12 protein-coding genes are annotated in these 15,510 nt (G+C 66.8%); 7 read left to right on the forward strand and 5 right to left on the reverse strand.

From position 1 onward, the window contains the following. The 3 genes from EB084_07395 to EB084_07405 all read left to right on the forward strand — a co-directional run. The coding region (locus EB084_07395; protein ID NDD28074.1) for a hypothetical protein at positions 1–670 on the forward strand (670 nt) is incomplete at its 5' end. A 146-nt stretch (positions 671–816) separates the two neighbouring features. Next, positions 817–1,413, forward strand: a complete 597-nt coding sequence (locus EB084_07400; protein ID NDD28075.1) for a hypothetical protein — start codon at positions 817–819, stop codon at positions 1,411–1,413. A gap of 199 nt (positions 1,414–1,612) precedes the next feature. Beyond that, positions 1,613–3,706 carry an S-layer homology domain-containing protein gene (locus EB084_07405; GenBank protein ID NDD28076.1) on the forward strand — a complete coding sequence of 698 codons (2,094 nt, stop codon included), beginning with the start codon at positions 1,613–1,615 and terminating at the stop codon, positions 3,704–3,706. Positions 3,707–3,756: 50 nt separating this feature from the next. On the opposite strand, the gene EB084_07410 is transcribed toward EB084_07405, so the two are convergent. The 4 genes from EB084_07410 to hisS form a co-directional block, all read right to left on the reverse strand. Next, entirely contained in the window at positions 3,757–6,597 is a 2,841-nt protein-coding gene (locus EB084_07410) for a CoF synthetase (GenBank protein ID NDD28077.1), read from the reverse strand. Continuing rightward, entirely contained in the window at positions 6,471–7,817 is a 1,347-nt protein-coding gene (locus EB084_07415) for an acyl-protein synthetase (GenBank protein NDD28078.1), read from the reverse strand. Before EB084_07415 ends, EB084_07410 begins: the two co-directional genes overlap by 127 nt. Positions 7,818–8,801: 984 nt before the next feature. Continuing rightward, positions 8,802–10,082: a threonine synthase gene (gene thrC, locus EB084_07420; GenBank protein ID NDD28079.1), complete on the reverse strand. Its 1,281-nt coding sequence runs from the start codon at positions 10,080–10,082 to the stop codon at positions 8,802–8,804. 72 nt (positions 10,083–10,154) lie between these two features. After that, positions 10,155–11,486 (reverse strand): histidine--tRNA ligase, encoded by a 1,332-nt coding sequence (gene hisS, locus EB084_07425; GenBank protein NDD28080.1) that lies wholly within the window; start codon positions 11,484–11,486, stop codon positions 10,155–10,157. A 218-nt stretch (positions 11,487–11,704) separates the two neighbouring features. On the opposite strand from hisS, the gene EB084_07430 reads away from it, so the two are divergent. The 3 genes from EB084_07430 to EB084_07440 are packed head-to-tail and all read left to right on the forward strand — an operon-like array spanning position 11,705 to position 14,040. After that, entirely contained in the window at positions 11,705–12,199 is a 495-nt protein-coding gene (locus EB084_07430; protein NDD28081.1) for a 2-C-methyl-D-erythritol 2,4-cyclodiphosphate synthase, read from the forward strand. Next, a complete protein-coding gene (locus EB084_07435) occupies positions 12,196–13,668 on the forward strand; it encodes an 8-oxoguanine deaminase (protein NDD28082.1) in 1,473 nt (490 codons plus the stop codon). The genes EB084_07430 and EB084_07435 overlap by 4 nt, the downstream gene beginning before the upstream one ends. Before the next feature lie 3 nt (positions 13,669–13,671). Further along, positions 13,672–14,040, forward strand: coding sequence for a hypothetical protein (locus tag EB084_07440; GenBank protein ID NDD28083.1), 369 nt, complete (start codon positions 13,672–13,674; stop codon positions 14,038–14,040). A 15-nt stretch (positions 14,041–14,055) separates the two neighbouring features. Here EB084_07440 and EB084_07445 read toward each other — a convergent pair whose 3' ends face one another. Further along, positions 14,056–14,475, reverse strand: a complete 420-nt coding sequence (locus EB084_07445; GenBank protein NDD28084.1) for an acyl-CoA thioesterase — start codon at positions 14,473–14,475, stop codon at positions 14,056–14,058. A gap of 140 nt (positions 14,476–14,615) precedes the next feature. Between EB084_07445 and EB084_07450 the strand changes: the two genes are divergently transcribed. Continuing rightward, positions 14,616–15,356 carry a hypothetical protein gene (locus EB084_07450; GenBank protein NDD28085.1) on the forward strand — a complete coding sequence of 247 codons (741 nt, stop codon included), beginning with the start codon at positions 14,616–14,618 and terminating at the stop codon, positions 15,354–15,356. Positions 15,357–15,510: the final 154 nt, after the last annotated feature.

Below are 15,510 nucleotides of genomic sequence, written 5' to 3' on the forward strand. Positions count from 1 at the left end.
CGCCCTGGGCGCCCAGGCCACCGCCATCGGCGCCCAGGCCGCAAGCCTGCAGGCAGCCGCACAGGCAGCGGCCGCCGCGGGCCACCTGCAGGAAGCCGCGGCACTCGCCGCCCAGGCGAAAGCCGCTGGTGCCCAGGCGATGAGCATGGGTGCCACCGCCAAGGGCATGGGTGCCAACGCCATGGCGCTCGGTGAGAAGGCCCAGGCGGCGGCGAACATCGCCAAGCCCGCCATGATCGCTTCCGGCGCCATCGCCATCGTCGACGGCGGCATCGACATCGTGAAAGGCCACAACACGGCGGAGACCGCCACCGAGCTCAACCGTCTCGCCCGCGCTGAGATGCAGCGCACCATCGATGCCGGCAAGGACACCGAGGGCGTCTGGGACGACTATGTCAACGTCCACTACCAGCTCCACGACATGAAGCACGATGCCCACTTCCGCGAAGGCGTTGGTGGCGCCAAGGCGGTGTCCGGTGGGCTGATGGTGGCCGCGCCCTTCACCGGACCGGCGGCCCCCATCGTCGGTGGCGTCGGCGCCGTGGGCTACCTGGGGGCGTCCATCGTGGGACACGTCCACCACCCCACGCACACCCAGCCGCTCATCACCCATCCCGCCCAGGCCCAGTCGCTGACGCAGTTCGCCAACGGCGGCGGCAGCGGGAAGTAGCCTCCTCTCCCCCTCCCCGCATCAGGTCTCTCCTGCGACGTCGACAGATGTTACAGGAGAGACTTGTTTTTTCCAGGGTTTTATCAAGTGCGATGCGTACACTCGACAAAGAAGAGTTGCCGTTGCAACCGGGGAGGGTCATCGAGATGAACGTCAGCAGCCTGGGTTCCACCACCGTCACACGCCTGAGCAGCCCCTACACCGCGCAGATCGCCACGCCGAAAGCGTCGACGACGCCCGTTGCCGGTGACGGTGTGACCCTGAGTGGCGCCCGCTCGGCAGCACAGGCGCCCGCCAACGAGACCTCCCGCGGGCGAGGCGGCGCGCTCAAGAGCATGATGGTGGGCCTCGCGCTCGCCTCCTCGATGCTGGGCCTGACGGGTTGCAGCACCGTGATGATGTCCACCCACACCCAGCTCCCGAACGTGCAGACACAGGTCTTTGGCAGCACCGCGAAGAGCGCGTACAACTCGCTCTCCTTCCTCGACAGCGTATCGACAAAGGACGGCGGCGGCATCTACAAGGAAGACGTAAGGCCGGAGCACCGCCTGAGCCCCCTCGACGCGGTCGACCGCATGATGGATGGCGGAACCCTCATCTACAAGCCCGCCACGGAAGGCAAGGCGCACCCCATTCGCTCGTGGGCCGAGCTGAAGGGGCTCGAAGATGTCGTGCGCCAGCAGGTGAGCAAGCCGGCCGAGCGCGCGCCCCAGGTGATTCAGCAGCAACCGCAGCAGCAGTAGCTTCTGGCGCCGCTATGCGCAGCCCTGAAGGCCCGTCCGAGAGAACGCGACGGGCCTTCTTGCATGGCCGGGAACAGCATCGGTGCGGCGGCGCTTCTTCCAATCGTGCGAATCGAAGCCCGATTTTCAGGCTGACACGACAGGGAATGAGCCGACGCGACAGAATTGAGGCGGGTCTGACGCCGTGGGTGACGGACCGATGACTACAACCGTTGGGGGAGAGCGTATGAGAAGCCGGATGAAGACCTTGCTGGCCGGGATGGCGTTGCTGGTGCTCACGCGCTCTGGGGTGGCTGACGCAGCGCCCATGTTCCCCGACGTACCCGACATGTGGGCCGCCGACGCGGTGCGCGCCCTGACGGCAAAAGGCCTCATCGAAGGCTACCCCGACGGCACCTTCAAAGGTGACCGCGCAGCCACCCGCTATGAGGTGGCCATGATGGTGGCGCGGCTGCTCGCGCGAGAGGAGCAGGAGCACACGCTCTTCGCCAGCAAAGCCGACCTCGACGACCTCATGCGCCTGACGCGCACGCTGTCAGACGAGCTCAACGCCCTCGGCGTGCGCGTGAGCGCTCTCGAACCGCAGGTCGCCACCCTCGAGCGGCGCGTCACCGAGCTCGAGCGCATCACCTTCTATGGCAGCCTTCGCACCATCGGCGTCTCACAGACCGTGGCGGGAAGCCTGTTCGCCGGCACGACGGCCAACGCGGCCGTCGACTACTCGAGCGGTCGCCTGCTCTTCAACGGGGTGGGCGCGAGCGGGCGCATGATGTTGGGCACCCGCATCCGCCTGAACCCCGACATGACTGCGGGGCTCGAGGTGGTGGCCTACAGCTCGACCGGAAGCAGCGCCATCGACCAGTACTGGGGCGTGACGCCGCCCTACAACAGCAACCCTTTTCTGGCCCAGACAACCCCTGCCGTGCCAGGACAGCAGCAAGGCGTAGACCATCAGCCATTCACCCGCATGTCCCTCGACCGATTCTGGTTGCAGGACAAGGCCAACGGCTACCAGATGGTGCTGGGCAGCTGGCAGGCCAGGAACGTGGGCGGCCAGGTGCTCGCAGGCATTCGCAACCCGAATGCCAACGCCCCCGACCTGCTCCCCTTCTGGGGCTTTCAGTTCACCCCCCTCGATGATCGCGACCCGTTCCAGTACGAGTTCGGGTACGCCCAGCTGCCCACGGGCAGCCTCTATCAGGGGTCGCTCAGCACCGCCTCCTCGTACTATCGATTCGACCGCGGGTCCATCGGCGTGTCGCTGCTGCGCCTGGCACAGAACTCGCTCAACAACGGCCAGCCGCTCACGGGCGGCCTGCTCCCTCTTCCCCGCGCGAACGGCCAGCAGCTGGTGTGGCGCGACGCCCGCACCGGCGCCTTCACCGCCTTCGTGGGACCGCAGACCCAGAACTCGTGGGGCGCCAATGCCCAGTACGACCTGATAGCGAAGATCCTGTCGATGCGCGCCAGCTACGCCAGCTCGCGCTACAACCCCGACATCACCGGCGCGGTGCTCCAGACGGGAGTCAGCGGATCGATGTACAACGTGGCGCTCAGCGCCAAGGCGGGGCAGTTCACGCCCGAGATCGAGTACCTGCACGTCGACCCGACCTATGACACCATCATGCTCCCCTACGCGGTGAATCCGAACCTCCCTGTGTTCCTGCCCTATGGCAGCTGGTACAGCAGCCACTACCAGCTCCACGACTATCTTGCCTATCCCACCAACCGCGAGGGCTGGCGTGGCAAGCTTCGGTGGGAGAGCGGCCCGACATCAGCCTTCGCGCTGGTCGAATCGCTGACCCAGACGAAGGCCACCACGCTGACGCAGATCACCACACCGGGCAATGTCGAGCCGCTGTTCCCCTTCCTGCTCACGCCGGGAGACGCATCGCGCGGCAGCACGCTGAGCCGGGCCGTGGGCATCTCGCACACGTTCGACAACCAGCTGAACCTGAGTGCGTCGTGGTATGGCTACGACATGCGTCGCGGCGGCGGAAGCCTCGACACGGTGAAGTTCAACCAGAACTTCTATCGCCTGGCGCTGAGCAAGCCGCTGTCTGAGCGCTTCGACGGCACCCTGAGCTACACGCTCATCGACTTCTCCGGGAAGACCGGGCTGACCACCAGCTCGGTGACCGAGGGCATCCCCGCGCTCACCGTCAGCTGGATGCCCGCGCGGGACACGCGCGTGAACCTCAACGCCCGCCTCTTCAGCAACACCGACCGCGCGTTCGGAGCCAACAGCTGGCACGGCAACCAGCTCACCGTCGACGTCAACATCAACATCTGAGGTCGGGGCATCGCCCCCATTGCTGGCCTGCGTGAACCGCCAGGCGTGGCCTAACCCCGCAGATCGACGACCTTGCGGACCTTGCCCGTGCGCGGAACCCTGGGAATGCCACCAGGGGGAAGCACCTCGACCACGAGCGCCGCGAGCCAGCCCTCACGCACGGCCAGCGCCAGCTCCTCGAACCCCTCGAGCACGGCGCCGGAGAGCCTCTCTGCCAGGGCCACGCAATCGACGGCCTCGTCTCGCGCGAGCTCGGTGCGTATGATGAGCCGATCCTTGACCCCGACGCGCTCGGCCACGATCTGATAGATGTGCGAGACCTCGGGGAAAGTGGCCAGCGCCGGCCCCACACTCTCCGGGTAGATGCTCACCGCACCCACCCGCACCACGTCATCACATCGCCCCAGCAGCTCGAATCGCGCGCCGGGACGCCCGCACGGACACGTGCCCTCGACGCGACGTCCCTGGTCACCGGTGCGATAGCGAATCATGGGCATGAGGCGACGGTTCAGGTTGGTGATCACGATCTCGCCCACGCTGCCCCGCGGCAGAACCTCGTGGGTGTCCGGGTCGATGATCTCGAGGAACTGGTAGTCGTAGAGCAGATGATGCACCGTGCCCTCGCTGTGCGAGCACTGGTAGCCCACGGGCCCGGCATCGACGCTGGCGTAGCCCGCCGACACGACGGCCTCGCAGCCGAGCACCTCGTGCAGGAACGCGCGGGCTTCCGCGCCCACGTGCTCGCCTCCGTACAGCACGGTGCGAATCTTGACGTCGGCACCCCGCGCCTTCACCAGCTCGGCCAACTGGATGATGACCGAAGGAAGCCCCAGGAGGGCTGTTGGCTTGAACAGCTGCAGATACCGCAGGGTGAGCTCGAGATCGGCATTCCCCGCGATGGGGAGGGTGACGCACCCCACCTTCTCGAGCGCCTCGTTGGCCGCCATGAACGATGTCCACAGGCTGCCCGCGAAGAACAGGTTGCCCACCGTGTCGCTGCGCGACAGACCCGCCACCTGGTAGATCTCGGCCAGCAAGGTGGTGACCTCGTTGAACTCATCGTAGGTGTAGTAGGTGAACTTGGGCTCTCCCGTAGACCCTCCGCTGGCGAAGACGTAGGCGTGCTCGAGCGGCCCGGTGAGAAGCCCCTCACCCTGGGGAGGAGTGTTGTGGTAGACATCGTCTCGCTCGAGGAAGGGAACCTCCTCGAATGACGCATAGGCCTCGAACGTTCGCCCCTCGAGTCGTTTCGAGTAGAACGGCGCGTGCTGCCGCGCGTGGGACAGGAGCTCGCGCAGACGCGACCACTTGGTGGGCGCTTTCGAGAACAGTCCTCGTCCGGGATCGGAAGGGGGCGGGGCGATGCGTCGGCCGGCATCGAAGGCGTGGGCGTCGTGGGCTCCGAGCGACTCGCTCTCCAGGCAGACCCAGCGCACCAGGCCCTGCAGCTGAAAGGTGCCATCGTGGGGCGAACCGATCCTGCCCTGCCCCATCTTCCCCAGATCGGTGACGCGGTCGACCCCCACGCGCACCAGGGCGCTGGCGATGTCAAGCGCCTCGCCAGGTGCGGCGAGGAGTCCCGCAGACTGCACCAGGCCCCGATGGGCCTCGACCTGCCCCAGCACCTCGCCGAGATCGCGGAACGGCTTGACGAACAGCACCCGGTTTCCACTTGAGGTCTCGAGACGCCCGTCTTCACGAACGATGATGGTGTAGTCTGACGACGCCTCCGAAGACAGAAGAAGGCTCTCTCCGAACACCTGGCCCATGCGCGCAAGCTCGCGATGGCGCAGGATCTCGACCTTCTCGTCGAACCCGAGCTCGCCGGGAGGCAGCACGCGCGCAACGCGCTCGAAGGCTTTGGCCAGACCCGCCAGCAGCTCGCGGAACTGCCCCCCGCCATCGTTCGACTCCACGAAGACGGTCTGCGGAGACGAGCATGCGCGTTGCTCCCACAGCGCCACGTCGAGCGCCATCGCATCGCAGACGGCCGCGAGATCAGAGCTTGCAAGCGCCGCCGAGGTGAGAACCGAGAACGAGACCTTGGGGCCGTACCCGAGCAGACGAACGCGAAGCGGGAGGTCGGCGCTCCAGGCGCGCACCGCGCTCTCGCCCCCCCACACCGCGATGCCGTCGACCTCGCGCTTCAGGGCCTGCTCGACCTCCGTCTCCCCCCCTCGGAACGAGAGCACCGCGAACGCTTCCGCCACCGCCCCCGTCTCGTCGACCTCGGTGAGCGAGCGCGCGAACAGCAGGGGAAACACGGGATCGACCCGCGAGATCTTGAGGAGGCTCGCATTGCGCGTCACGAGGCCGTGGGCCAGCGAGTCGACCCCGCTGACGAACACGTTCCCCGCCGAGACGTGCAGCACGAGCCCCAGGGCCTGGGCCCGCAGGTAGCCGCCATAGGCCGACACGTAGCGCCAGCCGTCGAGCACATCGCGATGCCCCAGATCGAAGCGGATCTTCTTCTCCATCGACGGACGGCTGAGCACATCGCACAGGGCATCGATGGCCCGCTCCACCATCAGGGGGTGAAAGCCCACAATGCCGGGCATGACCTCGAGCGCCTTGCGACGCCCCTCGTACTGCGGGTCGCGCCAGCGTCGGGCCGCCGCGTCGAGCACGTCGAGCAATCGTGAGAGCGGCAGGCGCTCGAGGCTGCGCTGCTTCTCGCGAGCCAGGGCGCACACGCGCCCGATGTCGCCCGCGTCGAGCGGAGCCTCTGTCGATTCGAACCGACCGAACAGGTAGTGGTCGTGGCTCACTGCGATGCCCCCTCCGGCGTCTCCCCGATGACGTCGAGCGCCGCGATGGCGCACCCCTTGTGACGGGTGATGCCACCACGTCCGAGGATCTCGAGGCGGGGCGCGTTGCGACCGCACCTGCATGCGTGGTGCAGGCGCCCCACGTCAGACGTGAGCAGCGACAGCGCGGGAAACGAGTGCAGGTAGGGCGTGAGCATCTGGAAGAGGCCGACCTGCCCTGGCTCGAGCAGGCGCAGCGTCGCCGGATCGCGCACGGCCACGCGCGAGTAGATGGGCACGTGCATCTCGCCGTGCTCGCACTCGCAGTAGGGCACGCCGTGCTCGACCATGCCATACAGATCGCGCACGTTCGCGGAGGGGATTCCCAGCCACTCGCCCACCTTGCGCCGAAAGTGCTCCTTCGGGATCTCTTGATCGGCCTTGTTCTTCCACCCGCCACCGATGATCACATACGAGCTCTCCCCGAACGAGAAGCGGCGCCCCTCGCGCTCGCAGGCCTCCTCGAGCACCTCCCAGATGAGCGCGGGAAAGCCCAGCATGCGAAACGGTCGTCCGTCGGCCGCGAAGCGCTCGAGCGCCTTCACGCAGCGACGGCGATCGAGCTCGAACGCCTGGGTCTTGCGGTCGAAGATGATGGCGTAGTGCACCGCGGCCACCTTGGTGAGCCCGGTGAGCAGCTTGTCGCTGAACGCGGTGCCCAGGTCTTTGGCCACGCGAGGATCGTAGGTGAACGCCAGGTAGTTGGTGGCGGTGTCGTAGTCGACCATGTCAAAGGCAGCGTAGATGCTGTGCACGATCTTCGTGATGCGCGAGAGGCTCTTGCGGTCGAGATAGATGGCACTCTTCTCCCCCGCTGTGCCGCTCGAAGTGAGAACCAGCTTCACCTGGTTCTCGTCGCCCGTGACGAACTTTCGCTTCTTGAAATTGGTCACGAAGATGTGGGGGATGCGGAAGACATCGTCGTAGGTCTTGATCTGGCCAGGCTGCACCCCCATCATGTCGCACCAGCGGGCATACGGGTGGCACTCGCGGTAGTGGCGTCGGAAGTTGTCGCGCATGGCCGCGAGAAACTGCTCATCGGCCTCCGGCGTGTGATCGAAGGCCTGGGGGTTGGCGATGAGGCGGTCAACAGGTCCCATGGGTGTTCGACATGTCTTCCCACAGCTTGTCTGTGTAGATCTTGTAGTAGGCCTGCAGAAAGGGCTGCACCTCTTTCGACAGGCGAAGGCCCTTGAAGTGCGGAGGCACAAAGGCGCACGAGGCGACGATGTAGTCCTCACGCTGGCCATCGGCGCCCATGGCGGCCGCCGGCCAGTAGGCGCACGGCAGGAAGCCTGCTTCATAGGCCAGCTTCTGCGCAAGGGGGTCGTACGCCGACACCAGCATCTCGAGGTACTTCACGCCGAGCGACTCGGCCACCTCGCCCACCGAGACGAGATCGCGGATGAGGGTGTCGCCGGGCGTCTGCAGCCCGAGCAGCGACGCGTAGCCGTCGACCTCCTGGTAGTAGAGGTAGGCCGCACGCTTCTGATCCTTCGTGTAGAGCTTGACGAGGGGGTAGTGGAAGGGGTAGAAGTCGAAGCGCAACGCCCCTTCATCACGAACCTCATAGTACTCGTGCTCGACGTTTCGCGACGATTCGATGAGAAAAGCGAAGCTGGGCGCAGGTGGACGAACGTCGAGGTCGACGTCTGCATCGCGCGCAGGCTCGAGGCCGAGGCGCTCGCGAACGATGTCGTAGACCCGCGCCGCGGGTGCGATGAGCGCTGGCGTCGTTCGCCGCCGCGCGAGAACCTCCGGCCCGTAGTAGACCTTGAAGCCATGGGTCTCGTAGTGCTTCACCCGGCGCACGTTGGGAAAGATGCCCAGATCGACGAAGCCGATGCTGTGCAGATCGATGTGGAAGGTGGCCGAGACGAAGGTGCGCACAACCGCGTACATGAGGTCGGCGTGCCCGTTGTCGATGACGAAGTCGCGTCCGCGTCGCACCGTGTTGACCATCATCTTCTGACCGCGGTACTCCGGATGGACCACCCCCGCGAAGGTCTTGCTGATGCGATGGCGCGGATCGACGAGAAAGAGAACCGAGCACACGATGCGCTCGCCGTCGCGGTTCACCAGCCAGATGTAGTTGGGGTCGTTCAGACACCACTTCATCTTGTCGCGGTCATTCACCTCAGCGAGGGTGTAGCGACCACCATACGCGGCGTAGTAGACCGCCTTGAGATCGTCCATGTCGGCCTCGCCGGCCTCGCTCATGGTGACCGTGCGCCCATTCGGGAGGGCGTACGTGATGGGCTCGAATCGCGCCCGGACAATCGTCTCGCTCACGAACCCTCACCCGCGCGCGCTTCAAGGGCCTCGCCGAAGGCGCGCAGCGCGCCTTCGTCTCCCGGCGCCATGGGCACGGGCTCGCGTCCGGCGGCCCTCATGGCGGCCCCCACGTCCTTCAGGCCGTTGCCCGTGATCATGAGCGACACGCGCTCGTCACCGCGCAGACGCCCGTCTCTCCCCATGGCCAGCAGCCCGGCCAGCGCAGCGGCCGCGGCGGGCTCGGCAAAGACCCCCGTCTCGCGCGCCATCACAGGCATCGCCGCGAGAATCTCGTCATCGCTGACAAGAACGGTGTCCCCCCCCGACTCTCGCAGGGCGCGCAGAGCGTGCAGGGCCACCCGTGGACGATTCACCGAGATGGAATCGGCCACGGTGGTGGCGTTCTCCACTTCAGCCACCCCCCCGTGGAATGCGTTGTGAATCGCCCTCGAGCCTTCGGCCTGCACAACGATCATGCGCGGCAGGCGATCGATGAAGCCCATGTCGCGCAGATCGGTGAAGCCCTTGTGGATGCCGCTGACGATGCAGCCATCGCCCGTGGGCACGAAGACCATGTCGGGAACGTTGTACCCGAGCTGCTCGGCCAGCTCGAAGGCGGCCGTCTTCTTGCCCTCGATGGTGTAGGGGTTGTAGCCCGTGTTGCGATTGTACCAGCCGAACAGGCGCGTGGCGGTGCGGCTGAGCTCGAAGGCGTCGTCGTAGGTGCCGTCGACCGCCACCACGTGGGCGCCATAGATGAGCAGCTGCGTCAGCTTGGCGGGGGGCGCCGTGCGCGGAACGAAGATGACCGTGGCCACGCCCTCGGCCGCGCACTGCCCCGCCAGTGACGAGGCCGCGTTGCCCGTGGAGGCCACCGTGATCAGACCGATGCCCTGCTCGCGCGCGCGTGCGATGACCACAGCGCTGGCCCGATCCTTGTAGCTGGCCGTCGGGTTGCGACCGTCGTCCTTGACCGTGACCTCGGCGACACCAGCCAGCCGCGAAAGCGATGGCGCGCAGTAGAGCGGCGTGCCCCCGATGTCGAGGCGCGGCATGGAAGGCAGGCCGTCGGCCATCACGCCCGTCACGGGCAGCAGGGGAAGCCAGCGTCGAACGCTGCGGTCAGGATTCGCGGCGATGCGCTCGCGCGTCACCGATCTGCGAGCAGCCGCGGCGTCGAGAACGATGTCGAGCAGACCGTCGTCTTCGCCGCACGTCGGACAGGTATAGGCATGAGCGTCCGGCGGGTACTCACGCTGACAGCAGACACAGCGCATTCCGGATACGAAGGGCATGGAACGTTCTTCGCGGCCCGGCAAGGCGAACCTGCCCATGGGACGCCCCCTCCACAGGCCGGCGGCGACCGATCAGGTCCCGGCGATGAGCGCCTTCAAGCGTGCTTCGAGCTGGTCGAGCGGCACCGTCTCCTGGCGCTTCTCTGCCAGCACCTTGAGCCCCACCACGCCCTGCGCCACCTCGTTCTCGCCCACGATGAGCGCCAGCGGGATGCCACGCCGGTCGGCGAACTGCAGCTGCTTGCCGAGACTGTCGGCCTGGTAGTAGAGCTCAGCGTTGATGCCCGCGCTTCGCAAGCGGCTTGCGAGCTCAAGGCAGCGGGGGGTGAGAGCGGCATCGAAGATGGTGACGAGGACCTCGGCCGTGGCGGTCTGCGGCTTCATCACGCCAAGCTCCTCCATCCCCGAGAAGAGGCGATCGAGCCCCACGCTGATGCCCACCGCGGGGATGTCCTGCTTCGCGAAGAAGCCGATGAGGCCGTCGTAGCGCCCGCCGCTCATGACCGAGCCCAGCGACGGAAGATCCTCGAGGAACGTCTCGAACACCGCCCCCGTGTAGTAGTCGAGGCCACGCGCGATGGTGAGATCGAGGCCGAGGCGTGACATGTCGAGACCGGCGCTGCGCGCATGCGAGAAGATCTGGCGCAGATCGGCGATGCCCTCACGGGCCAGGGGCACCTCTGCGAAGAGCGTGTCGAGTCGGGCGAGCACGTCCTCGATCTCGCCGCTGATGTCGAGGAACCCGAAGACGGTGGCGATCTGCCGGGCGTCGAGCCCGACCTCTTCGGCGAGCAGCGACTCGACGCGCTCACGCCCCTGCGATGGCAACTTGTCGACCGTGCGGAAGACGTCGAGGACCTGGCGCTGCGTGAGGCCATCGCCCAGGAGCGTCGAGAGGCCTTCGAGCAGCTTGCGATGGCTCACGTGGATGCGGAAGCGCTCGACCCCGAGCGCCTTCATCACGTTGTGCCCCACCCAGATGCACTCGAAGTCTGCCAGCAGGCTCTTCGTGCCCACAATGTCGACGTCGCACTGCACGAACTCGCGGTAGCGCCCCTTGCCCGTGTTCTCGCCGCGCCACACCGGGGCCATCTGGTAGCGCTTGAACGGCTTCTGCAGATCGGGATACTGCGCCACGACGCGGGCCAGGGGAACCGTGAGGTCGTAGCGCATGCAGACCTCTCTCCCCCCGTTGTCGGCAAACTTGTAGAGCAGCTTCTCGGCATCGTCGCCATACTTGCCCAGAAGGATCTCGGCATACTCGAGGGTGGGCGTGTCGAGCGGCACGAAGCCGAACGACTCGAACACGCCGCGAATGGTCTGCATGGCGCGCGAGCGCAGAATCATCTGGTCGGGCAGGTAATCGCGAAAGCCCTTGAGCAGGCGAGGCTTGATGCTGGTCATGACGCTCCCGTGTCGTTCGATTGTCGCGCCGCCCTATTTCCCGCTGCGCACGGCGAATCCCCCTTCGGTCTCCGCGAGGCGGTGGCGCGAGAGGAACCCGATGAACGAACGTGAATCACTCCGGACCGAACCTGAGGGGGCCTGCATTGACCCAGTCCGCGCTCACACCCGAACTGCTCGACGCCGTGAACCGCGCCGTCGATGCGCGCCTCGCCGCGATGATGCCAAGGGTGGGCATCGGCTACGACATCCATCGCTTCATCGAGGGGCGGCCGTGCATCCTCGCTGGCGTCGACGTGCCCAGCGACGTGGGCGGGCTCGAGGGCCATTCTGACGCCGATGCCGCGACCCACGCCGTCATCGACGCCCTGCTTGGAGCCGCCGCCCTGGGCGACATCGGGCACTTCTTCCCCGATACCGACCCCCAGTGGAAGGGGGCCGACAGCCTTCATCTGCTGGGTGCGTGCGTCGATCGCCTGGGACGCGACGGATGGCGCACGGTGAACGTCGACGTCACCATCATCGCCGAGCGCCCGAAGATCGCGCCGCACATCGCCGCCATGCGCGAGACGCTGGCGCGGGTGCTGCAGATTCCAGGCGACCGGGTGAGCATCAAGGCCACCACGAACGAGAAGCTGGGCGCGCTGGGCCGGCGCGAAGGGCTTGCGGCGGTCGCCTGCGCCGCCATCATCCGCCAGGGAGGACACGCATGAGCACGCTGCTGGTCAAGAACCTCGCCTGCATTGCCACGATCGACGACAGCTTCACCGTTCTCGATGGCGGCGGCATCTACGTCGAGGGGAACCGCATCGTGGCGCTCGGGCGCAACGTACCGACGACGGCTGACACCGTCATCGACGGCCGCGGCATGATCGCCCTGCCGGGCATGATCAACACCCATCACCATCTGTACCAGACCCTCACCCGCAACGTCCCCGTCGTGCAAGACGCGGGCCTCTTCGACTGGCTGGTGAACCTCTACGAGATCTGGGCTGAGCTCACGCCCGAAGCGGTGCACGTGAGCACCCAGCTGGGCCTGGGGGAGCTGCTGCTCACCGGGTGCACCACCTCCACCGACATGTTCTACGTGTTCCCCAAGGGCACGCCCCCGGATCTGTTCGATCAGCAGGTGTTCGCGGCGCAGGCCCTGGGCGCGCGGTTCATGCCGTGCCGCGGCAGCATGTCGCGCGGTCGCTCTGAGGGCGGCCTGCCGCCGGACACCATTGTTCAAGACGAGCAGACCATCGTGCGCGACTGCGAGCGCGTTGTGAGCGCCTACCACGAACGCGACGATCTTGGCATGATCAAGATCGCGCTGGCGCCGTGCTCGCCTTTCTCGGTGACGCAAGATCTGCTCATCGAGACCGCGCGCATGGCCGAGCGCCTCGACGTGCAGATGCACACCCATCTGGCCGAGACCGCCGACGAGGACGTCTACTGCCAGAAGGTGTACGGTCGCCGACCCTACGCGTTCATGGGCGACATGGAATGGAACGTGTCGCGGGCCTGGTACGCCCACTGCGTGAAGTTCGACCCCGAGGAGGTCGCGAAGGCCGCCGCCTGCGGCGTGGGCGTGGCCCACTGTCCGACCTCGAACTTCCGCCTCGGCTCCGGCATCGCCCCCATCAAGCAGATGGTGCAGGCCGGGGTTAAAGTGGGGTTGGGGGTTGACGGCAGCGCCTCGAACGACTCGTCCGACATGCTGGGCGAGGTGCGCTCGTGCATGTGGGCGCAACGCGCCCTGCACGGCCCCGACGCCATGACCTCGCGGCAGGCGCTGCGCCTGGCCACACGGGGAGGGGCCGCCGTGCTGGGCTACCCGACGCTCGGCAGCCTGCAGGTGGGATGGGGCGCTGACTTCGCGCTCATCGACCTGCAGCGCTTCGGCTACGCGGGTGCCCTGCACGACCCCGTGGCGGCGGTGGCCTTCTCCGGCTACGACCACACCGTCGACTACACCATCGTGAACGGTCGCGTGGTCGTCGCAGAGCGCCGCCTCGTGAACGTCGATCAAGCCGCGCTCGCGCGGCGCGCCAACGAGATCGCCACCGAGATGGTGGCAAAGGCGAGCAGGCGCACGGGCATCGACTTCCTCACCCCGCGCGACAAGACATCGAGCGCCGTGAGCGCAAGCGGGGTGCTGGCCGACGCCGGCGTGCCCGGTGGGCTCGAGGGGGCCTGAGCCGTGAGCCGCGACGCCGTCTCACAGGCTTCCCAGATCGTCAAGAGCATGGCCGCGAAGTCAAAACCGCTGCAGAAGGCCGCGCTGCTTCTGAACGCCCTCGAGCCTGGGCTCACCCTCGAGGTGGCGCGCGAGCTGGGAGAGCGCGAGGTCAAGAACGTGCTTGCCGAGCTCGACCGACTGCCAAAGAGCTCGGTCGAATCGGTGGCCATCATCAACGAGTTCTTCTGCATCCATCGGCTGTGGACCACGGTGGGCGGGCCGCTCACCGACGCAGACCAGATTCTCGAGGCGCTCGAGCGATGGGCGCGCCGCAATCCGAGGCGGCTCGCTCGGCTGCTGAAGGAATCGTGGCTGGCCCCACGAGGCTGAGGCCGGTCTGCTGGCTCAGCTGTCGCGTTGATGGCGAGCCTCGAAGGCCTCGATGGAGAGGCGCTCTTCGTCGGTGAGACGGCGCGCCTTCTTGCGCGCGTAGTCGTACGACACCAGCTCGGTGCGCCCCTCGGCCAGCAGCCGCCCCGTGGCCTCGTCGGTGAGCGCGTACTGCATGGTGAACGAGGCCCCGCCCATGCGCGTCACGCCAAGACGCACACACACCACCTCCCCCAGGAGGGCGGGGCTGCGATACGCGCACTCGGCCTTGCCCACGACGAACTTGAACGCCTCGACCGACGACTGGCCCGTGAGGGCAAACCAGTACTCCTGCCGAGCCACCTCCATGTAGGTGAAGTAGACGGCGTGATTGACATGGCCCATGGCGTCGAGATCACGAAAGCGAACGGGGATGCGGGTGAGGAAGCCGTGCATGGGGGGCGGGGTTCGGCAGACCGAGATTCGCCCCCTGTGTGGTGCGCCCCCATCGAGTCCGACTCGGATCGGGAGGAGCAGAAGGACCGGCCTCGTGATTCGAGAAGCACGAGGCACCCTTCCCCCGGAGGAGAGCACCCATGAAGCTGTATCAACGAATCGGACTCGTCGTGACCATTGCGACGATCACGCTGCAGGTTGCGCTCGCAGCGCGCCTCGGAGTCTACATCGGCGTGAGTGGCGACCACATCATCGTGGCCCACGGGAATGCACTGTACCGCCCGACCAAGAGCGGACTCGAGCGCATCACCGTGATCAAGCGCCCCGACATCACGGCGATGACCGTCGGTCCCGATGGGGTGTTCACCGCCGTGGGGCGTGACCTCTTTGCCTGCGGCCTCGACGGCAGCCAGGCGCGTGTCGTGGGATACGCCAATGCCGAGAAGATCCTCGCCCTCTCAAACCTGGGGGGCACGCTCTGGATCGCCAGCCGCGACACCTTGTTCCGCACCCCGGTGAAAGGAGGCGGCGCGCCAGATCTGGTGACGCGGCTCCCCGCGGGCGTGCGCGCCATCTCGGCCCAGCCTGAAGGCGTGATCGTCGCTTCCGGCCGCACCATCTGGCGCGTGCAGGGCGAGAAGAAGACCCGCATCACCGATGCCGCCAGTGAGGTCGTGGCTGTGGCCGCGGCTGGCCCGCGTATCTGGTATGCGTGCGCCTGCGACGGCGGATTCGAGATCCGCCAGGTCGGCGAGAGCACCCGCTTCCCCGTCACGGGAATGACAACACTCGACCAGCTATGCCTCGACGACAGCGGTCGCACCCTCTACTACAGCGGTTGGGCGGGAAGCGAGCCGCGCTTCGCCTCCCTGACCCTCTAACGTGCTTCGCTCCTCGCACGAGGCACGCCAGAGATCTCTCTGGCGGTAGCCACCCTCACGGTTTCTTCAGCGCCCACCAGGGCGCATGGGTGAGGAAACGAAAAACCGTTGATTTCTGACTGGCCCGCCTTCGAATGGAGGCCGCCGAAGTGCT

Source organism: Pseudomonadota bacterium, assembly GCA_010028905.1.
Taxonomy (GTDB): domain Bacteria; phylum Vulcanimicrobiota; class Xenobia; order RGZZ01; family RGZZ01; genus RGZZ01.

What these genes read in the sequence shown, in the direction of transcription:
- EB084_07405 (NDD28076.1), top strand. Translation starts at nt 1,613, where the DNA reads ATGACTACAACCGTTGGGGGAGAGCGTATGAGAAGCCGGATGAAGACC.
- EB084_07410 (NDD28077.1), bottom strand. Translation starts at nt 6,597, where the DNA reads ATGCAGGTGCGGTCGCAACGCGCCCCGCCTCGAGATCCTCGGACGTGG.
- EB084_07435 (NDD28082.1), top strand. Translation starts at nt 12,196, where the DNA reads ATGAGCACGCTGCTGGTCAAGAACCTCGCCTGCATTGCCACGATCGAC.
- EB084_07430 (NDD28081.1), top strand. Translation starts at nt 11,705, where the DNA reads ATGATGCCAAGGGTGGGCATCGGCTACGACATCCATCGCTTCATCGAG.
- EB084_07415 (NDD28078.1), bottom strand. Translation starts at nt 7,817, where the DNA reads ATGAAGCAGGCTTCCTGCCGTGCGCCTACTGGCCGGCGGCCGCCATGG.
- thrC (NDD28079.1), bottom strand. Translation starts at nt 10,082, where the DNA reads ATGCCCTTCGTATCCGGAATGCGCTGTGTCTGCTGTCAGCGTGAGTAC.
- EB084_07445 (NDD28084.1), bottom strand. Translation starts at nt 14,475, where the DNA reads ATGCACGGCTTCCTCACCCGCATCCCCGTTCGCTTTCGTGATCTCGAC.
- hisS (NDD28080.1), bottom strand. Translation starts at nt 11,486, where the DNA reads ATGACCAGCATCAAGCCTCGCCTGCTCAAGGGCTTTCGCGATTACCTG.
- EB084_07450 (NDD28085.1), top strand. Translation starts at nt 14,616, where the DNA reads ATGAAGCTGTATCAACGAATCGGACTCGTCGTGACCATTGCGACGATC.
- EB084_07400 (NDD28075.1), top strand. Translation starts at nt 817, where the DNA reads ATGAACGTCAGCAGCCTGGGTTCCACCACCGTCACACGCCTGAGCAGC.